Source organism: Streptomyces sp. NPDC008163 (assembly GCF_042956885.1).
GTDB classification, from domain to species: domain Bacteria; phylum Actinomycetota; class Actinomycetes; order Streptomycetales; family Streptomycetaceae; genus Streptomyces; species Streptomyces drozdowiczii_A.
Genome location: NZ_JBIBHG010000002.1, coordinates 291,594 through 313,920, shown reverse-complemented (window position 1 = coordinate 313,920; position 22,327 = coordinate 291,594). Strand labels below are relative to the sequence as shown.

18 protein-coding genes are annotated in these 22,327 nt (G+C 70.4%); 5 read left to right on the top strand and 13 right to left on the bottom strand.

The annotated features are described in order from the left end of the window. Positions 1-63: 63 nt before the first annotated feature. The gene (gene dnaE, locus ACFZAT_RS06505) at positions 64-3,600 is read right to left on the bottom strand and encodes a DNA polymerase III subunit alpha (protein WP_391260991.1); all 3,537 of its coding nucleotides are present in this window, start codon (positions 3,598-3,600) and stop codon (positions 64-66) included. A gap of 191 nt (positions 3,601-3,791) precedes the next feature. Between dnaE and ACFZAT_RS06500 the strand changes: the two genes are divergently transcribed. Genes ACFZAT_RS06500 through ACFZAT_RS06490 form a run of 3 tightly spaced genes read left to right on the top strand, consistent with a single transcriptional unit; the run spans position 3,792 to position 6,797 of the window. After that, on the top strand, positions 3,792-5,117 hold the full coding sequence (locus ACFZAT_RS06500; RefSeq protein ID WP_391260988.1) for a DUF2252 family protein: 1,326 nt from the start codon (positions 3,792-3,794) through the stop codon (positions 5,115-5,117). A gap of 58 nt (positions 5,118-5,175) precedes the next feature. Beyond that, positions 5,176-5,895 (top strand): hypothetical protein, encoded by a 720-nt coding sequence (locus ACFZAT_RS06495; protein WP_391260985.1) that lies wholly within the window; start codon positions 5,176-5,178, stop codon positions 5,893-5,895. 50 nt (positions 5,896-5,945) lie between these two features. Continuing rightward, positions 5,946-6,797 carry a thioredoxin domain-containing protein gene (locus ACFZAT_RS06490; protein ID WP_391260983.1) on the top strand — a complete coding sequence of 284 codons (852 nt, stop codon included), beginning with the start codon at positions 5,946-5,948 and terminating at the stop codon, positions 6,795-6,797. Between the two features lie 52 nt (positions 6,798-6,849). Here ACFZAT_RS06490 and ACFZAT_RS06485 read toward each other — a convergent pair whose 3' ends face one another. Then, positions 6,850-7,428, bottom strand: a complete 579-nt coding sequence (locus ACFZAT_RS06485) for a dienelactone hydrolase family protein (protein ID WP_391260981.1) — start codon at positions 7,426-7,428, stop codon at positions 6,850-6,852. Positions 7,429-7,465: 37 nt separating this feature from the next. Here ACFZAT_RS06485 and ACFZAT_RS06480 point away from each other — a divergent pair, with 37 nt between their 5' ends. Next, positions 7,466-8,605, top strand: coding sequence for a mechanosensitive ion channel domain-containing protein (locus tag ACFZAT_RS06480; protein WP_391260979.1), 1,140 nt, complete (start codon positions 7,466-7,468; stop codon positions 8,603-8,605). 2 nt (positions 8,606-8,607) lie between these two features. Here ACFZAT_RS06480 and ACFZAT_RS06475 read toward each other — a convergent pair whose 3' ends face one another. The 5 genes from ACFZAT_RS06475 to ACFZAT_RS06455 all read right to left on the bottom strand — a co-directional run bounded on the left by ACFZAT_RS06475 (position 8,608) and on the right by ACFZAT_RS06455 (position 13,137). Continuing rightward, entirely contained in the window at positions 8,608-10,194 is a 1,587-nt protein-coding gene (locus ACFZAT_RS06475) for a Na+/H+ antiporter (RefSeq protein WP_391260977.1), read from the bottom strand. A gap of 108 nt (positions 10,195-10,302) precedes the next feature. Further along, positions 10,303-10,779, bottom strand: a complete 477-nt coding sequence (locus ACFZAT_RS06470; RefSeq protein ID WP_391260974.1) for a GNAT family N-acetyltransferase — start codon at positions 10,777-10,779, stop codon at positions 10,303-10,305. Continuing rightward, the gene (locus ACFZAT_RS06465) at positions 10,776-11,717 is read right to left on the bottom strand and encodes an RluA family pseudouridine synthase (protein ID WP_383298506.1); all 942 of its coding nucleotides are present in this window, start codon (positions 11,715-11,717) and stop codon (positions 10,776-10,778) included. The genes ACFZAT_RS06470 and ACFZAT_RS06465 overlap by 4 nt, the downstream gene beginning before the upstream one ends. A 52-nt stretch (positions 11,718-11,769) precedes the next feature. Continuing rightward, the gene (lspA, locus tag ACFZAT_RS06460) at positions 11,770-12,423 is read right to left on the bottom strand and encodes a signal peptidase II (RefSeq protein WP_391260970.1); all 654 of its coding nucleotides are present in this window, start codon (positions 12,421-12,423) and stop codon (positions 11,770-11,772) included. A 57-nt stretch (positions 12,424-12,480) separates the two neighbouring features. Continuing rightward, a complete protein-coding gene (locus tag ACFZAT_RS06455; RefSeq protein ID WP_391260967.1) occupies positions 12,481-13,137 on the bottom strand; it encodes a TraR/DksA C4-type zinc finger protein in 657 nt (218 codons plus the stop codon). Between the two features lie 550 nt (positions 13,138-13,687). Here ACFZAT_RS06455 and ileS point away from each other — a divergent pair. Beyond that, positions 13,688-16,831, top strand: a complete 3,144-nt coding sequence (gene ileS / locus ACFZAT_RS06450; protein WP_391260964.1) for an isoleucine--tRNA ligase — start codon at positions 13,688-13,690, stop codon at positions 16,829-16,831. Positions 16,832-17,092: 261 nt separating this feature from the next. Here ileS and ACFZAT_RS06445 read toward each other — a convergent pair whose 3' ends face one another. The 6 genes from ACFZAT_RS06445 to ftsZ all read right to left on the bottom strand — a co-directional run bounded on the left by ACFZAT_RS06445 (position 17,093) and on the right by ftsZ (position 22,076). Then, on the bottom strand, positions 17,093-18,220 hold the full coding sequence (locus ACFZAT_RS06445; RefSeq protein WP_132902200.1) for a DivIVA domain-containing protein: 1,128 nt from the start codon (positions 18,218-18,220) through the stop codon (positions 17,093-17,095). A gap of 49 nt (positions 18,221-18,269) precedes the next feature. Further along, entirely contained in the window at positions 18,270-18,554 is a 285-nt protein-coding gene (locus ACFZAT_RS06440) for a YggT family protein (protein ID WP_018104460.1), read from the bottom strand. 72 nt (positions 18,555-18,626) lie between these two features. Beyond that, positions 18,627-19,244 carry a cell division protein SepF gene (locus ACFZAT_RS06435; protein ID WP_391260959.1) on the bottom strand — a complete coding sequence of 206 codons (618 nt, stop codon included), beginning with the start codon at positions 19,242-19,244 and terminating at the stop codon, positions 18,627-18,629. A gap of 124 nt (positions 19,245-19,368) precedes the next feature. Beyond that, positions 19,369-20,088: a YggS family pyridoxal phosphate-dependent enzyme gene (locus tag ACFZAT_RS06430; RefSeq protein WP_391260956.1), complete on the bottom strand. Its 720-nt coding sequence runs from the start codon at positions 20,086-20,088 to the stop codon at positions 19,369-19,371. Positions 20,089-20,094: 6 nt separating this feature from the next. Continuing rightward, positions 20,095-20,853: a peptidoglycan editing factor PgeF gene (gene pgeF / locus ACFZAT_RS06425; RefSeq protein WP_391260953.1), complete on the bottom strand. Its 759-nt coding sequence runs from the start codon at positions 20,851-20,853 to the stop codon at positions 20,095-20,097. After that, entirely contained in the window at positions 20,850-22,076 is a 1,227-nt protein-coding gene (gene ftsZ / locus ACFZAT_RS06420; RefSeq protein ID WP_391260950.1) for a cell division protein FtsZ, read from the bottom strand. Before ftsZ ends, pgeF begins: the two co-directional genes overlap by 4 nt. Between the last annotated feature and the right edge of the window lie 251 nt (positions 22,077-22,327).

Sequence of the window (22,327 nt, the reverse complement as noted above, 5' to 3'; positions counted from 1 at the left end):
CGGCACACCGAGAGGGGCGACCCCGCGCAAGCGGAGCCGCCCCTCTCGTACGCGTACCGGAACTCAGCCGGCCAGGCAGGACGGCCCGAGCAGCACCTTCAGGTCTCCGAAGAGCGCCGGGTCCGGCTTCACCCGGTGCCGGTCGAGCCGGAGCACCGTGGTCTTTCGGGGGCCCTGGAGCCGGATGCGCACCTCGGTGTCGCCCCGGTGGCTGTTCAGCACCTCGCCGAGCCGGCTGACCATCGGCGGGGTGACCCGGACCGTGGGGATGGTCAGGACGACGGGCGCGTTGGTCCCCGCGTTGGAGATGTCGGGGACCTGCATCTCCATGGCGACCAGGCGCGGCACGTCCTCGCGCTTGTCGAGGCGCCCCTTGACGAAGACGACCGTGTCCTCGACGAGCTGGGTGGAGACCAGCTGGTAGGTCGCGGGGAAGAACATGCACTCGATGGAGCCCGCCAGGTCCTCCACGGTGGCGATGGCCCAGGCGTTGCCCTGCTTGGTCATCTTGCGCTGGAGGCCGGAGATGATGCCGCCCACCGTGACGATCGCACCGTCGGCGTGCTCACCGCCGGTGAGCTGCGAGATCGACGCGTCCGACTTGTCGGACAGGACGTGCTCCAGACCGAACAGCGGGTGGTCGGAGACGTAGAGCCCGAGCATCTCGCGCTCCTGGGCCAGCAGATAGGACTTCTCCCACTCGACGTCGGAGAACTCCACGTCGAGCCCGAAGCCCGGCTCGTCGCTGTCCTCCTCGCCGCCGCCGAAGAGGTCGAACTGCCCCTCGGCCTCCTTGCGCTTGACCTGCACCACGTTGTCGATCATGGGCTCGTGGTGGGCGACGAGCCCCTTGCGGGTGTGGCCCATCTCGTCGAAGGCGCCCGCCTTGATGAGCGATTCCACGGTCCGCTTGTTGCAGACGACCGCCTCGACCTTGTCCAGGAAGTCGGGGAAGGTGCTGTACTTCCCCTTCGCCTTGCGGCACCGGATGATCGAGTCCACGACGTTCTGGCCGACATTGCGGACGGCCGTGAGCCCGAAGAGGATCACGTCGTCGCCCTGGGCGGCGAAGTTGGACTCCGACTCGTTGACGTTCGGCGGGAGCACCTTGATGCCCATGCGCCGGCACTCGTTGAGGTAGACCGCGGACTTGTCCTTGTCGTCCTTGACCGAGGTCAGCAGGGCGGCCATGTACTCGGCGGGGTAGTTCGCCTTGAGGTACGCGGTCCAGTAGGTGACGAGCCCGTACGCGGAGGAGTGCGCCTTGTTGAACGCGTACCCGGCGAACGGGACCAGGACGTCCCAGAGCGCCTTGATCGCCGCGTCGGAGAAGCCCTTCTTCTTGGCGCCGGCCTCGAAGAGGACGAAGTTCTTCGCCAGCTCCTCGGGCTTCTTCTTGCCCATCACGCGGCGCAGAATGTCGGCCTCGCCGAGCGAGTACCCGGCGACGATCTGGGCGGCCTTCTGCACCTGCTCCTGGTACACGATCAGGCCGTAGGTGAGGCCCAGGACCTCCTTGAGCGGCTCCTCCAGCTCAGGGTGGATCGGAGTGATCTCCTGGCGGCCGTTCTTGCGCTCGGCGTAGTTCGTGTGCGAGTTCATGCCCATCGGGCCCGGCCGGTAGAGGGCCGAGACGGCGGAGATGTCCTCGAAGTTGTCGGGCTGCATCTGGCGCAGCAGCGAGCGCATCGGCCCGCCGTCGAACTGGAAGACGCCGAGCGTGTCACCGCGGCACAGCAGCTCGTAGGTCTTCGGGTCGTCCAGCGGGAGGGCGAGCATCTCCAGGTCGATGCCCTTGTTGGACTTCACCATCTTGATGGCGTCGTCCATGATCGTCAGGTTGCGCAGCCCCAGGAAGTCCATCTTGAGGAGGCCGAGCGATTCGCACTGCGGGTAGTCCCACTGCGTGATGGTGACGCCGTCGGTGTGCCGCACCCAGACCGGGGCGTGGTCCACGATCGGCTCGCTGGACATGATGACGCCGGCGGCGTGCACGCCCATCTGCCGGACCAGGCCCTCGACGCCCTTGGCGGTGTCGATGACCTTCTTGACGTCCGGCTCGTTCTCGTACATCCCCCGGATCTCGCCCGCCTCGCTGTAGCGCGGGTGGCTGGGGTCGGTGATGCCGTTGAGGTCGATGCCCTTGCCGAGGACGTCGGCGGGCATGGCCTTGGTGAGCCGGTCGCCCATGGCGTACGGGTAGCCGAGGACGCGGGCGGAGTCCTTGATCGCGTTCTTGGCCTTGATCTTGCCGTAGGTGCCGATCATGGCGACCTTGTCGGCGCCGTACTTCTCCGTCACGTACCGGATGACCTCGACGCGCCTGCGCTCGTCGAAGTCGATGTCGACGTCGGGCATGGAGACGCGTTCGGGGTTGAGGAACCGCTCGAAGATCAGCCCGTGCTCGATCGGGTCGAGGTCGGTGATGCCCATCGCGTACGAGACGATCGAACCGGCCGCGGACCCTCGGCCGGGGCCGACCGCGATGCCGTTGTTCTTGGCCCACATGATGAAGTCGGCGACGACCAGGAAGTACCCCGGGAACCCCATCTGGATGATGATGTCCATCTCGTACTCGACCTGCTTCTGCCGGTCCTCCGGGATGCCGTTCGGGAAACGGCGGTTCATCCCGGTCCGGACCTCCTCCTGGAACCAGGTGATCTCCGTGTAGCCCTCGGGGATGTCGAACTTCGGCATCAGGTCGCGCTTCTCGAACATCCCTGAGGTGTCGATCTGCTCGGCGACCAGGAGGGTGTTGGCGCACCCCTCCTGCCAGGCGTCGGAGGAGTCGACGCCGTACATCTCGTCCGTGGTCTTGAGGTAGTAGCCGGTGCCGTCGAAGCGGAAGCGGTCCGGGTCGGAGAGGTTCTTGCCGGTCTGGATGCAGAGCAGGGCGTCGTGCGCGGTCGCCTCGGAGGCGTACGTGTAGTGCGAGTCGTTCGTCACGAGCGGCGGGATGCCGAGCTTCTTGCCGATCTCCAGGAGCCCGTCGCGGACCCGGCGCTCGATCTCGATGCCGTGGTCCATCAGCTCCAGGAAGTAGCGTCCCTCGCCGAAGATGTCCTTGTAGTCGGAGGCGGCCTTGACCGCCTCGTCGAACTGGCCGAGCCGCAGCCGCGTCTGGACCTCGCCGGAGGGGCAGCCGGTGGACGCGATCAGGCCCTCGGACCACTGGGAGATGGTCTCCTTGTCCATACGCGGCCACTTCTGGAGCCAGCCCTCGGCGTAGGCGTCGGAGGACAGCTTGAAGAGGTTGTGCAGACCGGTGCTGTTGGCCGCCCAGATCGTCTTGTGGGTGTAGCCACCGGAACCGGAGACGTCGTCGCGCTTCTGGTGCGGCTGCCCCCACTGGATCTTCCGCTTGTGCTTGCGCGACTCGGGCGCGACGTACGCCTCGATGCCGATGATCGGCGTCACGCCCGCCTTCTGCGCCGAGTGGAAGAAGTCGTACGCCCCGTGCAGGTTGCCGTGGTCCGTCATCGCGATATGGGTCATGCCCATGTCGTTGCACGCGGTGAACATGTCCTTGAGCCGCGCGGCACCGTCCAGGAGTGAGTACTGGGTGTGGACGTGAAGGTGCGTGAAGGGCGGCTTGGTCACGGCGCTGTGCCTCCGGGGAAATGGGGACGACGGGACGGGGGATGTCTGGGGGGACAGCGTGGAAGTCTACGTCTCCGAGGGACGCGGCGACGGGCACTCCGCGATACGGTCGCGCGTTGGAAGGGCGGGACCACCCGTCCCTTTTGTCATGCACGTCATCACCCAGGTCAGGTACCAGGAGGCAGTCACAGATGTCGGACACGCAGACCGGCGCGGAGCGGCGCGGGGAGCAGATTCTCGAGGTCTTCGACGCCGCCTTCGGGCAGCTCCTCGCGGCCGATCCGGCCGCCTTCCGGGTCAAGTTCCGCAAGATGGCGGGCTCGGCCTTCGCGTTCTACCGGGGCACGGCCTGCCTGTTCTACAACGACCTGGAGCAGGAGCGGCACGGCGGCCCGTATCTGGACGAGCGCACCGGCCGGGTCTGGATCCACGGCGACCTGCACGCGGAGAACTTCGGCACCTACATGGACGCCAACGGCCGCCTCGTCTTCAATGTGAACGACTTCGACGAGGCGTACGTCGGCCCCTTCACCTGGGACCTCAAGCGCTTCGCCGCCTCGGTCGCCCTGCTGGGGTACGCGAAGGCGCTGGGCGACGAGCAGATCACCGAGCTGGTACGGATCTACGCGGCGGCCTACCGCGAGCGCATCCGCGCCCTGGCCACGGGCGCCAAGAACGACGAGGTGCCTCCCTTCACGCTGGACACCGCCGAGGGCCCGCTGCTCGGCGCGCTGCGCACCGCCCGCTCGCTGACCCGGTTCTCGCTGCTCGACTCGATGACCGAGATCCGCGACTTCGAGCGCCGGTTCGCCGAGGGCGGCGGCGCGATCGATCTGGACGCGGCGACGCGGTACAAGGTGCTGGCCGCGTTCGACGGCTATCTGGAGACGCTGCCGGAGTCGAGCCTGACCCGGCCGGACTCCTACCGGGTCAAGGACGTCGTGGGCCGGCGCGGCATCGGTATCGGCTCGGCGGGCCTGCCCTCGTACAACATCCTCCTGGAGGGCAACAGCGACGCCCTGGAGAACGACGTCGTGATCTATCTCAAGCAGGGCCAGACCCCGGCCGTCTCCCGGCACATCACGGACCCGGCCGTGCGCGGCTACTTCCGGCACGAGGGACACCGCACGGTGATCTCGCAGCGCGCCCTCCAGGCGCACGCCGACCCGTGGCTCGGCTGGACCGAGCTCGACGGCGCCGGCCAGCTCGTCGCCGAGGTGTCGCCGTACGCGGTGGATCTGGACTGGTCCGACATCGACGAGCCCGACGAGATCGCGGCGCTCGTCGCCGACCTCGGCCGGGCCACGGCCACGATGCACTCGGCGGCGGACGACGAGAGCGGCCACTCCCTGGTGCCGTTCTCCACGGAGCGGGCGATCGACGCCGCCATCGCGGCCGATGAGGAAGGCTTCGGGGAGCTCCTGGTGGACTTCGCCCACAGCTACGGCGCCCGGGCCCGCGCGGACCACCAGATCTTCGTGGACCTGTTCCGCAACGGTCGCATCCCGGGGCTGTAGCCGGCGAAACGGAACCTTTAGGGGTCGCTTACAGGTTCGCATGCGACACTCCTGGGCGATGGACATATCCGGGACGCAGCTCAGAGCGGCACGCGCGGCGCTTTTCACAGCGCTCGTCGTGACGCTCTCCGCCGCGTCCCACGTCCTGCTCTCCCAGGTCGCACTGCCCCTGGTCCCCGTCGCCGTGCTGGCCGGGGCCGTCTTCGCGGCGGCGTACGCCCTGGCCGGCCGCCAGCGCGGCTTCGGGGCCATCGCCGGGCTCCTGGTCCCCCTGGAGCTGGCCGCCGACACCTTCTTCACCACCGGCCAGCACCTCTGTTACGGAGCGGCGGGCGGCCCCATAGCGGGCCCCCTGCGCTCGGTGGGCGTCGACGTCCTGTGCGGCGGCGGCGACCTCGGGCCCGGCACCGCACAGCTCGGCGACGTCGGCACCCCGCTCGCCTCGGTGACCGCGGGCGGCCAGGGCGCCGCCGCGCTGCTCGCCTCCCCCGGCCCCCTGGTCCCCTGGCTGCTGCTGGCCGCCCATGTCACGGTCGGGCTGCTCGCCGCCGCCTGGCTGCACCGCGGGGAGCTGGCGCTCGCCGGGCTGCTCCGGGCGGGCGCGCTGCTGGCGTTCCGGCCGCTGCTGATCGCGGTGGCCGTGGTGCGCGCGGCGGGCCGTCCGCCGCGGACCGGGGCCCGCTCCGCCGCGGCCTGGCCGCTGCTGCCGGGCCGCGCCCGCCTCCTCGTGCACTCCGTGGGACGGAGGGGGCCGCCGCTCGGGGCCTGTGCCCTCTGAGCAACGCGAGCCCCGCACCGTACGACCCCACTCCACGGAGAAACACCACCATGAGCAAGCGCAACAGCCAGGCCAACAAGTCCGCCGCCCGCGAGCGGCTGCGCGCGGAGCGCGAGCGCCAGGCGAAGAAGGACAAGGCCCGCCGGCAGGTCGTCGTCGGCGTCTCGGTCGTCGCCGGTCTCGCCGTCGTCGCGGGCATCAGCTACGCGGTGATGCAGCTGAACAAGCCGTCCCACTGGGACTCCCTCAAGGACGAGAAGACGGTCGTCGCGCCCAAGAACACCTCGGGCAAGGACGGCACCACCGTCGTCATCGGCAAGGACAGCGCGAAGAAGACCCTGAAGCTGTACGAGGACTCCCGCTGCCCGATCTGCGCCTCGTTCGAGCAGACCGTCGGCTCGACCGTCACCAAGGACGTCGCGGACGGCAAGTACAAGATCCAGTACATAGGCGCGTCGTTCATCGACGGCGACAGCCTCGGCGGAGACAAGCCGTCCGTCGGCACCCGCGGCGAGGGCTCCAAGAACGCCCTGAGCGCGCTGGGCGCGGCGCTGAACGTGAGCACCGACGCCTTCCTGGAGTACAAGAGCGCGCTGTACTCGGCCGAGTTCCACCCGGACGAGTCGGACGACAAGTTCAAGGACGACAGCTACCTGATCAAGGTGGCCGACTCGGTGAAGGACCTCAAGGGCAACAAGGAGTTCCAGAAGGCCGTCGAGGACGGCACGTACGACGCCTGGGCCCTGAAGATGTCCAAGGCCTTCGACGAGAACAAGGACGACGTGACCGGCACGCCGACCCTCGTCATGGACGGCAAGAAGATCACCGGCAGCGACGGCAAGAACGCGCCGATGACGGTCGAGGACTTCAACACGGCGATGACCGCCGCGCTGAAGGGCTGACCCGCACCCTTCGAAGGGCTCCGCGCGGCCACCGCGCGGAGCCCTTCGCGCGTCACAGCGTGGCGAGGAACCCGATCGCGACCTTCCAGGCCAGCTCCGCCGCCTCCCGGTCGAAGTCCGGCAGCTCGGGGTCGGTGAAGAGGTGGCCGGCGCCCGGGTAGCGGTAGACCTCCACGTCCGCCCCGGTCCGCTGCATGTCCAGGTACCAGGAGTTCAGCCAGTCGGCCGTCTCGTACGGGTCGGGGTCGGCGACGTGCAGCTGTACGGGCAGCTCGTCCACGGAGGCGTTCTCGGCGATGTCCGAGGTGCCGTGCAGGAGCAGCAGCCCGCGCGCCTTCTCGTCGCCGAGCGCCAGCGTCTGGGCGACCGAGGCGCCGAGCGAGAAACCGGCGTAGACGAGGCCCTGGTCGGAGTAGGGCGCGGCGGCGAGCACGGCCCGCTTGAGCAGCTCTTCCTTACCCGTCTCCTCGCGGAACGCCTCCGCTTCCTCCACCGAATCGAAGGTGTGCCCCGCGAACAGATCGGGCACGCGCACCTCGTGCCCCGCGGCGCGCAGCCGGTCGGCTGCGGCGTGCACGGCGGGGCGCAGACCGTACATCGAGTGGAAAAGCATGATGTTCATGACGCCCATGGTGCCAGTTGCGTTCGAAGGGATGGAGAGCGACAGCATGGAGAGTGTTCTGCGGCCGTTGATCGTCCTCGGCGGTTCGGTGGTGATCACCCTGGCAGCGGGCTGGCTCTTCGACTTCCTGCTGAGGCGCGCCGACGCCAGACACCACGAGACCCCCCTGTGGGGCCTGCTGCGGCAGTGCCGGATCCCGTTCCAGCTGGTCATGTGCGCGGCGCTGCTGCGCGGTACGTACGCGAGGACGGGCCTCGGCATGGTCCAGAGCCACCGGGTGGGCATCGGGCGGCTGCTGACGCTGGTGCTGATCGGGGCTTCGGCCTGGCTGGTGGTGCGGATCGCCATCGCGGTCGTGGACTCGGTGTACGCGCGGTACGCGGCGGCCCACAACCGGGACCCGGCGCGGGTGCGGCGGGTGCGGACGCAGGTGACGCTGATCCAGCGGGTGGTCATCGCGGTCGTGACGATCCTGGCCGTCGCGGCGATGCTGCTGACGTTCCCCGAGATGCAGGCGGTGGGCACCTCGATGCTGGCGTCGGCCGGTCTCGTCGGCATCGTGGCCGGTGTCGCCGCCCAGTCCACGCTGGGCAACCTCTTCGCCGGCCTCCAGATCGCGTTCGGCGACATGGTCCGCATCGGCGACACCGTGGTGGTGGACGGCGAGTGGGGCACGATCGAGGAGATCACGCTGACCTTCCTCGCGGTGCGTACGTGGGACGAGCGGCGGATCACGATGCCGGTCTCGTACTTCACGGGCAAACCGTTCGAGAACTGGTCGCGCGGCGGGGCGCAGATGACCGGCTCGGTCTTCTTCCACCTCGACCACTCGGCGCCGATCGAGGCGATGCGCGACAAGCTGCGGGACATCCTCGGCGAGTGCGCTGCCTGGGACGGCCGGAACTGGTCCCTGGCGGTCACGGACACCACCCCGACGACGATCCAGGTGCGCGCGGTGGTCACGGCGAAGGACGCGGACGACATCTGGACGGCGCGCTGCGCGGTCCGGGAGCAGCTGATCGGCTGGCTGCGCGACCACCACCCGTACGCGCTGCCGCGGGTCGCGACGGCCCCCGCGGCGCTCCCGCCCGGCGACGCCTGGCCGTCGGTGAACATGAACGGATCCGGCAAGGACGAGAAGGCCGCCAGCGGCTGGAACCGGACCCCGCGCACCGGCCGGGGCTGAGCTCAGCGCAGGCTGCGTACGTCCAGCTGCCGCAGCACCCGGTCCACGACCTCCGGGTCCGAGCCGGGCTCGCTGCGGGCGGCGAGGACGGCGTGGCGGGCGGCCGACATCATCTCGCGCTGGATCCGGCTGACCGCCTGGAACCGTTCGACGCGCTTGGCGTAGGCGTCGCGCCGTTCGTCGTCCACCATCTCCGGGCTGATCCGCGCCCCCACGTCGTAGGCGAGCCGGTGCAGCCGCTCGGTGACCTCCTCGGGGAAGTCCTCGGTCTCCTCGATCTCCTTGAGCCGCTGCCGGGCCGCCTTGGCCGCCCGGATCGCGAGGTCCTTCTCCAGGGCCGCCTCGGCGTCGGTGTCCGCGCGCACCCCGAGCTTCCGCACCAGCCAGGGCAGCGTCAGCCCCTGGAAGACCAGGGTCACCATGATCACGGAGAACGCGATGAAGACGATCTCGTCGCGGCCGGGGAACGGCTTGCCGTCGTCCGTCTCCAGCGGGATCGCGAGGGCCAGCGCGACGGAGGCCACCCCGCGCATCCCGGCCCACCACATGATCACGGTCTCCCGCCAGCTGGTGGGGATCTCCTCGCTGACGTCCCGCCGGGTGTGCAGCCGCTTCGCGAGCCAGGTGGCCGGCAGCAGGTACAGCAGCCGCACGCCGACGACGACGGCGACGACCGCGAGCCCCCAGCCGGCCATCTCCAGCTCGCGGCCGTTCGCCGTGCCGAACACGTTGTGCAGTTCGAGGCCGATGAGCCCGAAGGCGATCCCGGTGACGAGGGTGTCCACGATCTCCCAGAAGGTGCGTCCGGTGAGCCGGCCGAGGACGTCGTCGGCGTCCGCGGTGTGCTCGGCGAGGAAGATCGCGGTCATCAGGACGGCGAGGACACCGGAGCCCATCAGCTCCTCGGCGAGCACGTAGCTGACGAACGGCACCAGCAGGGTCAGGCCGACCTGGAGAGTGGCGTCGCCGAGCAGCCCCATCAGCTTGATGGTGAGCCAGCCGAGCGCCACGCCCACCGCGACGGCGACGACCGCCGACAGCACGAGCAGCCCGAACGCCTCGGGCCACGAGAAGGTCCCGCTGACGGCCGCCGCGATGGCCACGTGGTACAGCACGATCGCGGTGACGTCGTTGAACAGCCCCTCGCCCTCCAGGATGGAGACGAGCCGCCGGGGCAGCCCGACCGACCCGGCGACGGCGGTCGCGGCGACCGGGTCGGGCGGGGCGACGAGTGCGCCGAGGGCGACGGCGGCGGCGAGCGGCAGCCCCGGCACGATCGCGTCGGCGACCGCGGCGACGGCGGCGGTCGTGAGGAAGACCAGGGCGACGGCCAGCAGGAAGATGGGCCGCTTGTTCGCGGCGAACTGCCGCCAGGAGGTGCGCTGCACCGAGGCGTAGAGCAGCGGCGGCAGCAGCGCGGGGAGGATGATCTCCGGCGGGATGTCCACGTTCGGCACGAAGCTGAGGAAGGCCAGCACGACGCCGAAGAGCGTCATCAGCACCGGCGCCGGCAGCTTCAGCCGGTCCCCCAGCGGGACCGTGACCACGGCCCCGAGCAGCAGCAGGAGCAGCAGTGACATCTGGTCCACGGGGTGCCTTCCGAAGCGCTCCGCCCGGGCCCGGTCCCACGCCCGGCCGATGCCCCTCACCCTGCCATGCGCCGCCCGCCGCCCGGGGTCAGGGGGTGCGGCGGGGCGTCAGATCGTCCGGCGCATCGCCCGGTGCGGGATGCCCGCGTCCATGAACTCGGGGCCGTACGGCTCGTAGCCGAGGCGCTCGTAGAAGCGCAGGGCGTGCGTCTGGGCGTGCAGGTCGACGGCGGTGAGGCCCTGGCTCCTGGCCGCGTCCTCGATGGCCCGCACGAGCGCGGCGCCGACGCCGAGCCCCCGGGCCTCCTTGCTCACGGCGAGCCGGCCGAGCGAGCCGACGGCCGGGTCCCCGCCGGTGTGCGAGGCGGCGGCGGGGCCGTGCAGCAGCCGGCCGGTCCCGAGCGCGGTGCCGTCGGCGGCGACGGCCAGGACGTGCAGCGCGTCCGCGTCGTGGGCGTCGTACTCGATCTCCTCGGGCACGTTCTGCTCACCGACGAAGACCTCCTTGCGCACCTGGAAGCAGGCGGCGCGGTCCTGGTCGTCGGCGGCGGTCCGGGTGGTGTACGCGAGGGGCCCGGCGCTCACTGGCTCTCCGCCGCGATGCGGTCCAGCGCCTGCTGGAGGTCGTCGGGGTAGGTGCTGGTGAACTCGACCCAGCTCCCGTCGGCGGGGTGCTCGAAGCCCAGCTTCACCGCGTGCAGCCATTGCCGGGTGAGGCCGAGGCGCTTGGCCATGGTGGGGTCGGCGCCGTAGGTGAGGTCGCCGACGCAGGGGTGGCGGTGGGCGGACATGTGAACCCGGATCTGGTGGGTGCGCCCGGTCTCCAGCTTGATGTCGAGGAGGCTGGCCGCCCGGTACGCCTCGATGAGGTCGTAGTGCGTCACCGAGGGCTTGCCGTCCGCGACGACCGCCCACTTGTAGTCGTGGTTCGGGTGGCGGCCGATGGGGGCGTCGATGGTGCCGCTCATCGGGTCCGGGTGGCCCTGGACCAGCGCGTTGTACTTCTTCTCCACGACCCGGTCGCGGAACTGGGCCTTCAGCAGCGTGTAGGCGCGCTCGGACTTGGCGACGACCATCAGCCCGGAGGTGCCGACGTCGAGCCGGTGCACGATGCCCTGGCGCTCGGCGGCGCCGGAGGTCGAGATCCGGTACCCGGCGGCGGCGAGGCCGCCGATGACGGTGGTGCCGGTCCAGCCGGGGCTGGGGTGGGCGGCGACGCCGACGGGCTTCACGATCACCACGATGTCGTCGTCGTCGTGGACGATCTCCATGCCCTCGACGGGCTCGGCGACGATCTGCACCGGCGCGGGCGCCTGCGGCATCTCCACTTCGAGCCAGGCACCGCCGTGCACCCGCTCGGACTTCCCGACGACCGAGCCGTCCACCTGCACCTTGCCTGCGGCGGCCAGATCGGCGGCCTTGGTGCGGGAGAAGCCGAACATCCGGGAGATGGCGGCGTCGACGCGTTCGCCCTCCAGGCCATCGGGGACGGGCAGGGTGCGGACCTCGGGTTGCGTACTCACCAGTCGAGTATGCCTTGCCCCCGCCGGTCCCCGTTCCTCGGTCCTCGTTCCCTCAGTCCTTGTGCACGGTGCCGTCGGGGTCCAGGCCCTTGAAGGAGAGGAGCACGATCAGGATGCCGCCGCAGACGATCGCGGAGTCGGCCAGGTTGAAGACGGCGAAGTGGGCGGGGGCGATGAAGTCCACCACCGCGCCCTCGAAGACGCCCGGCGCGCGGAAGATGCGGTCGGTGAGGTTCCCCAGGGCACCGCCGAGCAGCAGGCCGAGCGCGATGGCCCACGGCAGGCTGTACAGCTTGCGGGCCAGCCGCGCGATCACCACGATGACGGTCGCCGCGATGATCGTGAAGATGATCGTGAACGCCTCGCCGAAGCCGAACGCGGCGCCCGAGTTGCGCAGGGCGTCCAGCTTGAGCCAGTCGCCGATGAGCTCGATCGGCTCCTGGTGCTCCAGCTTCGCCACGACGAGCATCTTGCTGCCGAGGTCCAGCAGATACGCGACGACGGCGACGCAGAACAGCAGGATGACGCGGCGCCGGCGGGTGGCCGGCGAGCGGTCGACGGCCGCGTCCGCCGCGGTGGCCCCGGTTTCCCGGGCCTCCGGCGCGCCCGGGTCCGGGGAAGCGGCCGAGCCGTCCGGCCCGCTCTCTCCGCTTCCCTCAGCCCCGGTGATGTCCGGCGTACCGATGATGCGCTCCGCCTCTGCCACGTGAGTCCCTCAACCTAGTTCCCGACTGAGGACGAGAGTACGGCACGCCCGTGCGAATCAGCCGCGTCGCTCCTGCTTCTGTTTGTCCTCGACACACAGCGTGGCCCGGGGGAACGCCTGCATCCGCGCCTTGCCGATCGGCTTGCCGCAGACCTCGCACAGCCCGTACGTGCCGGCCTCCAGGCGGGCCAGGGCGCGCTCGGTCTGGTCCAGCATCTCCTGGGCGTTGGCGGCGAGCTGCATCTCGTGCTCGCGGGTGATGTTCTTGGTGCCGGTGTCGGCCTCGTCGTCGCCCGCCCCGTCGCCGGAGTCACGCATCAGCCCGGCCAGCGCGAGACCGGACGCCTCCAGCTCGTTGCGGAGCCGGGTGGCCTCGCCGGTCAGCTCGTCCCGCGCGGCGGCGACCTCCTCCGGCGTCCAGGGGTCCTCGCCCGGCCGTACCGCCAGGTCTCCCGGCGCCGTGGCGACCCGGGCGGGCGGCACGGGTGCCGCGTCCTCGCCCGGGGTCCGGGTACCGGCCGCGCTCTTCTTGGCTACCACCGTGTGGGCTCCCGTCTGATCGGCGGCCTCGGCCGCCCCCGTGGTCGCCGAGGCCGCGGTGGCCCCGGTCTTCTTCGGCGTGGTCTTCTTCGACGCGGTCTTCTTCGACGCGGTCTTCCGGGCCGCCGCCTTCTTGGCGGAGGTCTTCTTGCCGGGCGCCTTCTTCTCCACCATGGCCGCGGCCCCTTCACACACTGTGATCTTGCTCGCGAGTCGTGCTGGGACGATAAGTCGACCCCCGGCCCGCGGCAACGGGGCACGCCGCCGCATCCCGCCTCCCCGTGTCCGGATCACCGTGTGCCTGCCTCCGTTGTGCCCAGCTCCCCGCCGGGTAATCCGGCTTTCCGGCGCGCTCCGCGCCGCGCTCGGGCCGGGTCAGCCCCGTATGACCATTCGGGTCACGCCCGGGCCCTCCGTAAACCGGTCGGAGGCCGTGCCCCCGGGCCCGTACACTGGCCTCAGCGAGAGGCGTGGATGGGACGAGTAGCGTCGTACGCAGCCAGCAGCGACCCGGGGACGGTGGGAGCCCGGGGGCGAGCGCGTCGTGAAGATCACCCCGGAGCCGCCGGAAGAAAGCCCCGAGGGGCCAGTAGAACCGGCATCGCACCCCAATGAGGGGGCCCGGGGCGCACGCCCGGGGCCAAGGAGGGTGGTACCGCGGGGACCGGCTCGGTTCTCGTCCCTCCGACGGAAGTGGAAGACGTCCGCCGGAGGAAGCCCGCACATGACATCGCCGCAGTACCGCCAGGTACCCGCCCAGGTCGACCTGCCCGCCCTCGAGCACGCCGTGCTCGACTTCTGGCGCGAGAACAAGGTCTTCAACAAGAGCCTCGACCAGTCCGAGGGCCGCCCCGAGTGGGTGTTCTACGAGGGGCCGCCGACCGCCAACGGCATGCCCGGCGCCCACCACATCGAGGCCCGCGTCTTCAAGGACGTCTTCCCCCGCTTCCGCACCATGCAGGGCTACCACGTGGGCCGCAAGGCCGGCTGGGACTGCCACGGCCTGCCGGTCGAGCTGGCGGTCGAGAAGGAGCTGGGCTTCAACGGCAAGAAGGACATCGAGGCGTACGGCATCGCCGAGTTCAACGCCAAGTGCCGCGAGTCCGTGACCCGGCACACCGACGCCTTCGCCGAACTCACGACCCGCATGGGCTACTGGGTCGACCTGGACGACGCGTACCGCACGATGGACCCCGAGTACGTCGAGTCCGTGTGGTGGTCGCTCAAGGAGATCTTCAACAAGGGCCTGCTGGTCCAGGACCACCGCGTCGCCCCCTGGTGCCCGCGCTGCGGCACCGGCCTGTCCGACCACGAGCTGGCGCAGGGCTACGAGACGGTCGTCGACCCCTCGGTCTTCGTGCGCTTCCCGCTCACCTCGGGACCGCTGGCCGGTGAGGCGGCGCTCCTGGTCTGGACGACGACCCCGTGGACGCTGGTCTCGAACACCGCCGTCGCCGCGCACCCCGACGTCACGTACGTCGTCGCGACGAACGGCGAGGAGGGGCTCGTCGTCGCGCAGCCGCTGGTGGAGAAGGCGCTCGGCGAGGGCTGGGAGCTCACCGGCCAGTCGTTCACGGGCCGCGAGATGGAGCGCTGGACCTACGAGCGCCCGTTCGCCCTGCTCGACTTCCCGGCCGAGGCGCACTACGTCGTCAACGCCGAGTACGTGACGACCGAGGACGGTACGGGTCTGGTCCACCAGTCCCCCGCCTTCGGCGCCGACGACCTCCTGGTCTGCAAGGCGTACGGCCTGCCGGTGGTCAACCCGGTCCGCCCCGACGGCACCTTCGAGGAGGACCTGCCGCTGGTCGGCGGGGTCTTCTTCAAGAAGGCCGACGAGGCGCTGACCGAGGACCTCGACGACCGCGGCCTGCTCTTCCGCCACGTCCCGTACGAGCACAGCTACCCGCACTGCTGGCGCTGCCACACCGCGCTGCTGTACTACGCGCAGCCGTCCTGGTACATCCGCACCACGGCGGTCAAGGAGCGGCTGCTCCAGGAGAACGAGAAGACCAATTGGTTCCCGGACTCCGTCAAGCACGGCCGCTTCGGCGACTGGCTGACCAACAACGTCGACTGGGCGCTCTCCCGCAACCGCTACTGGGGCACCCCGCTGCCCATCTGGCGCTGCGAGGAGGGCCACCTCACCTGCGTCGGCTCGCGCGCCGAACTGGGCGAGCTGTCCGGCACGGACCTCTCGGACCTGGACCCGCACCGCCCGTTCATCGACGACGTCACCTTCGCCTGTACGCACGACGGCTGCGGCCTGGAGGCGCGCCGCGTCCCCGAGGTCATCGACGCCTGGTACGACTCTGGCTCGATGCCGTTCGCGCAGTGGGGCTACCCGTACAAGAACAAGGAGATCTTCGAGAGCCGCTACCCGGCGCAGTTCATCTCGGAGGCCATCGACCAGACCCGCGGCTGGTTCTACACGCTGATGGCGGTCGGCACGCTCGTCTTCGACAAGTCCTCGTACGAGAACGTCGTCTGCCTCGGCCACATCCTCGCCGAGGACGGCCGGAAGATGTCCAAGCACCTGGGCAACATCCTCCAGCCGATCCCGCTCATGGACCAGCACGGCGCGGACGCGGTGCGCTGGTTCATGGCGGCGGGCGGCTCCCCCTGGGCGGCCCGGCGCGTGGGCCACGGCACGATCCAGGAGGTCGTCCGCAAGACGCTCCTCACGTACTGGAACACGGTGGCCTTCCAGGCCCTGTACGCCCGTACGTCGGGCTGGGCGCCCTCGGCGGCGGACCCGGCGCCCGCCGACCGCACGGTCCTGGACCGCTGGCTGCTCGGCGAGCTGAACACGCTGGTGGAGCAGGTCACACAGGCGCTGGAGGGCTACGACACGCAGCGGGCCGGCAAGCTGCTCTCCGCGTTCGTGGACGACCTGTCCAACTGGTACGTGCGCCGCTCCCGGCGCCGCTTCTGGCAGGGCGACAAGGCGGCGCTGCGCACGCTGCACGAGGTGGTGGAGACCGTCACGCGGCTGATGGCCCCGCTGACCCCCTTCATCACCGAGCGGGTCTGGCAGGACCTGGTCGTGCCGGTCGCCCCGGACGCGCCGGAGTCGGTCCACCTGTCGTCCTGGCCCCAGGCCGACCCGGCGGCGATCGACCCCGCGCTCTCGGCGCAGATGGCGCTGGTGCGGCGCCTGGTCGAGCTGGGCCGGGCCACGCGTGCGGAGTCGGGCGTCAAGACCCGCCAGCCGCTGTCCCGGGCGCTGGTCGCGGCCTCGGGCTTCGAGGCCCTGTCCGCGGAGCTGCGCGCCCAGATCACGGAGGAGCTGAACGTCTCCTCGCTCGCCTCCCTCTCCGAGGTGGGCGGCTCGCTGGTCGACACCACGGCCAAGGCGAACTTCCGGGCGCTCGGCAAGCGCTTCGGCAAGGGCGTCCAGGCGGTGGCCAAGGCGGTCGCGAACGCGGACGCGGCGGCCCTGTCGCTGGCCCTGCGCGAGGGCACGGCGTCGGTGGAGGTGGACGGCGAGACGGTCACCCTCGCACCGGACGAGGTGATCGTCACGGAGACCCCGCGCGAGGGCTGGTCCGTCGCCTCGGACTCGGGCGCGACGGTCGCCCTGGACCTGGAGATCACCCCGGAGCTGCGGCGCGCGGGCCTGGCCCGTGACGCGATCCGCCTGATCCAGGAGGCCCGCAAGAACAGCGGCCTGGACGTCGCGGACCGCATCGCCGTCCGCTGGACCTCCACGTCCCCCGCGACGGCGGAGGCCCTCACCGAGCATGCGACGCTGATCGCGGACGAGGTCCTGGCCCTGGACTACGCCCAGGGCGAGGCGGACACCACGTACGGCACCCCGTTCGAGGACGAGGGCCTGTCCCTGACGTTCCACCTCCGCAAGGCGTAGCGGACCGGAGTCCCGGGGGCTCTGCCCCCGGGCCCCGCTCCTCAATCGCCGGAGGGGCTTGATCTGGCCGCGCGGCAACCTCCAGCCATGCCGGCGTTTGAGGCGCGGGGTCTGGGGCGGAGCCCCAGTTCCGGGAAGGGGCGGGGTGGGGAACAAGCCCCGCGCAGCGAATCGGGTACGCACAAGGGCCGGGCCCCGGGGAAACCCCGGGGCCCGGCCCTTTGCCTGCCGACGGCTACGCGCTCACCGCGCGAACGCCCGTCAGTTGTCGTCCTCGTCGATCAGGAACCCACGCATCGGCGACGGCGCCTGCTGCATCGGCTGCGGCGCCTGCGGCCGGACCGGCGCCATCGGCTGCGTCATCGCCGGCGACATCTGCTGCTGGCCGCCGTACGACGGGCCACCGCCCATGGACGGGTTGCCCCCGCCCATCGGCTGACCGCCGTGGTTGCCGCCCATCGTGTGCCCCATGGCACCCGCACCGGCCGGAGCCAGCGAGGGCGACGGCGGCAGCGACGCGGCGGCCGGGGTGCGCGGCGGAGCCAGCGAGTCGTCCGCCTGGGTCTCCAGCTGACGCAGCTGGCTCTCCAGGTAGGACTTCAGACGCGTGCGGTACTCGCGCTCGAAGCCCCGAAGGTCCTCGACCTTGCGCTCCAGCGTCGCGCGGGCCGACTCCAGCGAGCCCATCGCCACGCGGTGCTTCTCCTGCGCGTCCCGCTCCAGCGCGTCCGCCTTGGCGCGGGCGTCCCGCTCCAGGCCCTCGGCGCGGCTGCGTGCCTCGCCGACGATCTTGTTGGCCTCGGAACGGGCCTCCGCGATCGCCTGGTCGGCGGTCTGCTGGGCCAGGGACAGGACACGGGCGGCGCTGTCGCCACCGGGGCCCTGCTGCTGCATCTGCGGCGGGGGCTGCATCTGCTGCATCTGCTGCTGCGGGTTGTGACCGCCCATGGGACCGCCCATCGGGCCGCCCATGGGACCACCCTGCATCGGGCCGGGGCCGTGCGGGCCCTGCGGGCCGGGGCCGTGCGGGCCCTGGGGGCCGTGACCGCTGGGACCGGCGGGCAGCTGCGGAGCACCACCGGGCAGCTGGGGGGGACCCATCTGCGGGGGCTGCTGCTGGACCGGCGGACCCGATATGGCGGCGGGCACCGGGGCACCCGGCCGGTCCTGCTGCTCCGGCGGCTTGCGCATACCCTGCTGCTGGTTCTGCGCAGCGGCACGCGTGGCGGCGGCCAGCTTGGCACGCAGGTCCTCGTTCTCACGGAGCAGGCGGGTCAGCTCCGACTCGACCTCGTCGAGGAAGGCATCGACCTCGTCCTCGTCGTAGCCCTCTCGGAGGCGGACCGTCGTGAACTGCTTGTTCCGCACATCCTCGGGAGTCAGCGGCATCTCTTCTTCACCTCTACGTAGTCGTCGGCAGTCGGCAAGACCGTATCGCTCACAGCCTGACCACGATGCTGATCAGGATGGAAACGATGATCATCAGAACGAAGAAGGACAGGTCGAGTGCCACGCCCCCGAGACGCAGCGGCGGGATGAACCGCCGCAGGAGCTTGAGCGGTGGATCGGTGACCGTGTAGGTCGTCTCCAGGACGACCACCATCGGCTTGCCCGGCTGCCATGAACGTGCGAACTGGAAGACGTAGTCCATGACGAGCCGGAAGATCAGCACGATGAGGAAACACATCAACGCGATGTAGACAACACTTTGTGCGACGCCCATCTCTCGCGCTTCCCTCTCCCCTGGCTCTCGTAGCACCGGCCTCTCGGCCGGGTTGTTCCCGGTGTCGTGTTCTCAGCTCTGGTTGAAGAATCCGCCCTCTGCGATGCGGGCCTTGTCCTCCGCCGTGACATCGACGTTAGCAGGCGACAACAGGAACACCTTCTGTGTCACTCGCTCAATGCTGCCATGGAGACCGAAGACGAGTCCCGCGGCAAAGTCGACAAGTCGCTTCGCGTCCGTATCGTCCATCTCCGTGAGATTCATGATCACCGGAGTGCCCTCACGGAAGTGTTCCCCGATGGTACGGGCCTCGTTGTACGTCCTGGGGTGCAGCGTCGTGATCCGGTAGGGCTCGCGCTCGGACACGACCTTGGGCATGATCACCGGTGCGTTCTTCTCCATGTTCGGACGTTCAGGTGTGATGGATGCCACGGGTGCGATCCGGGCGGGTCGCTCACGCTCCGCGGGGATCTGGACCGGCTCCCGCTGCGCCGGCGGCTGGACCGCGCGTACCGGCTCGTCGCGCTCGCGGTCCCGCTCCACCTGATGCGCGGACTGGTGCCGGCGCCGGTCGCGCTCGGGCTCCGGCTCGGGTTCGAATTCGTCGTCGGGGTCGAACCCCGGGCCGTCGTACCCATCGTCCTCCACGAGGCCGAGGTAGACCGCCATCTTGCGCATCGCGCCGGCCATGCTCTGAGTCCTCCGCTCTGTGGTGGATCGGCATCTGTCACCAAGTGCCCGCGATCCACTCCGGTCCTCCCGCGCTGGGCGGTAATGACCATATTTTCTGCTGTGGTCCGACTTCTTGGCGACGTTACCCGAGCCCGGGTCGGACTCCGAGTACCGCAGTACCGACGCGCACATGTGTCGCTCCGGCCGCGATCGCGTCCTCCAGGTCCGCACTCATCCCTGCAGAGACCATGTTCGCAGCCGGATGGTTCCCGCGCAGCCGGGATGAGAATTCCATCAGCCGGTCGAACGCGGCCCGTTGCCGCCCGGCGAAGGGGCCGGCGAGCGGCGCGACGGTCATCAGTCCGTCCAGCCGGAGACCGGGCGCGGCGGCGACGGCGTCCGCCAACTCCTCGATCCCGTCGGGCGCGACGCCTCCGCGGGCCCCCCGCTCACCGCTCTCCGCGTCGAGCGCGACCTGGATCAGGCAGCCGAGTTCGCGCTCGCGTCGCCCGGCCGCCGCCGAGAGGGCGGTCACCAGTTTCGTACGGTCCACGGACTGCACGACATCGGCGTAACCGGCCACGGAACGGACCTTGTTGGTCTGCAACTGACCGACAAAGTGCCAGGAGAGGGAAAGATCTGCGCATTCCGCAGCCTTGGGGGCGGCATCCTGGTCGCGGTTCTCGGCGACCAGGCGCACACCGAGTCCGTGCAGGATCCGCACATCGCTCGCGGGGTAGGTCTTGGTGACCACGATCAGGGTCACCTCCTCCCGCTTGCGACCGGCCGCGACGCAGGCCGAAGCGATCCGTTCCTCCACCCGCGCCAGATTCGCGGCGAGTTGTTCCTTGCGTTCCGTCATGCCCTATCAGTCCAGCCAGACATATCCGGCGAGCCGCCCGGTGATGCGGTCGCGTCGGTACGAGAAGTGGTCGCCCGATTCCAGGGTGCAGAAGGGCGACGCCTGCCGGTCGGTGACGCCGAGCTCCGCGAGCTGGGCGTGCACCCCGCCGGTGACGTCCACCGCGGGGGTGCCCCAGCTGGTCTCGGACCAGGAGCCGGGCACGCGCGCGGCGACCTCGTCCCGCATCGCCGCCGGCACCTCGTAGCACCGCCCGCAGACGGCCGGCCCGGTCCGGGCGGTGATCCGGGAGACCTCTGCGCCCAGCCGGACCATGGCCTCGACCGCGGCCGGCACGACCCCGGCGACCAGCCCCGGCCGCCCGGCGTGCGCCGCGGCGACGACGCCGGCCTCCGGGTCGGCGAGCAGGACGGGGGTGCAGTCGGCGGTCAGCACGGCGAGTGCGAGCCCGCGCCGCGCGGTGACCACCGCGTCCACGGCGGGGATCTCCGCCGCTTCGCCCCAGGGTCCGTCGACCACGGCCACGTCCCGGCCGTGGACCTGGTTCATCCAGACGACCCGCGCCGGATCGAGCCCCCGGGCGCGCGCGGCCCGCTCGCGGTTGGCGAGAACGGCGGCGGGGTCGTCGCCGACCGCGCCGCCGAGATTGAGCTCCGCGTACGGGGCGGCGCTCACTCCGCCCCACCTGTCGGTGAAGGAGAAATGAGCGCCGCCCCGCGAAAAGACGGAGACCGTCGGGTTCACTGCGTCATGCGGACCTATCACTTCAAGAAGTCCGGTACGTCCAGCTCTTCGGCCTGGGAGTCCGAGTAGGGACGGGCCGGCGGGACGTGCGGCGGCGAGACGACCGGCGGAAGGTGGGTCTCACCCGACACCGGAGCCGGCTCGGCCTGTGCCGGCGGCTCATCGCGCGGCGGCACGGACCCGAGTCCGCCGGACGACTGGCGCACCGGCTCGGGCGCGGACCGGACCGGCGTCGGGGCCGGCTCCTCGCGCTTGGCGCTGTTCGCGCCGAGGACGTTCTCCCGCCGGGCCGGCGGCTGTCCGCCGTCGAAGCCCGCCGCGATCACGGTGACCCGCACCTCGTCGCCGAGGGCGTCGTCGATGACCGCGCCGAAGATGATGTTCGCCTCCGGGTGGGCCGCCTCGCTCACCAGCTGGGCGGCCTCGTTGATCTCGAAGAGACCGAGGTCGCTGCCGCCGGAGATGGAGAGCAGGACACCGCGAGCACCGTCGATGGACGCCTCCAGGAGCGGCGAGGAGATCGCCATCTCCGCGGCGGCCACCGCGCGGTCGTCGCCGCGGGCGGAGCCGATGCCCATGAGCGCGGAACCGGCCTCGGACATGACCGACTTGACGTCGGCGAAGTCGAGGTTGATCAGGCCCGGCGTCGTGATGAGGTCGGTGATGCCCTGGACACCCGAGAGCAGGACCTGGTCGGCCGACTTGAACGCGTCGAGCACGCTGACCTGGCGGTCCGAGATGGACAGCAGCCGATCGTTGGGAATGACGATGAGGGTGTCGACCTCTTCGCGGAGCTCGGCGATGCCGTCCTCCGCCTGATTGGCGCGACGCCGGCCCTCGAAGGTGAACGGGCGGGTGACCACACCGATCGTCAGGGCGCCGAGCGAGCGCGCGATGTTGGCGACGACGGGTGCGCCACCGGTGCCGGTGCCGCCGCCTTCGCCTGCGGTGACGAAGACCATGTCGGCCCCCTTGAGGACCTCCTCGATCTCCTCACGGTGGTCCTCTGCCGCCTTACGACCGACGGCCGGGTTCGCCCCGGCGCCGAGGCCGCGGGTGAGTTCGCGGCCGACGTCGAGCTTGACGTCGGCGTCGCTCATCAACAGGGCTTGCGCATCCGTGTTGATCGCGATGAACTCGACGCCCTTGAGACCGACCTCGATCATTCGGTTGATGGCATTGACACCACCGCCGCCGACACCGATGACCTTGATGACTGCGAGGTAGTTCTGCGGTGCTGCCACGTCGAAGGCCTCTCGCCTCGAGTTACGTGTCGTCGCTTCGCGGTGATCCCGCTGCGACGACGGATGCCGATTGGGACGGTCCGAACGCCGACCCAAACCCTAACGTTCAAGTTTAGGGTTACCAGTGTGTCTGCTTCATGGACTCTTCCGAACAGGACACTAAGTCGACAAGTGGCGCACGTTCAACGAACACGCCGAACCTCCCGTTTTTCTTTTCACCCTATGTGATCACCCGTAGCGCTGACCAACCA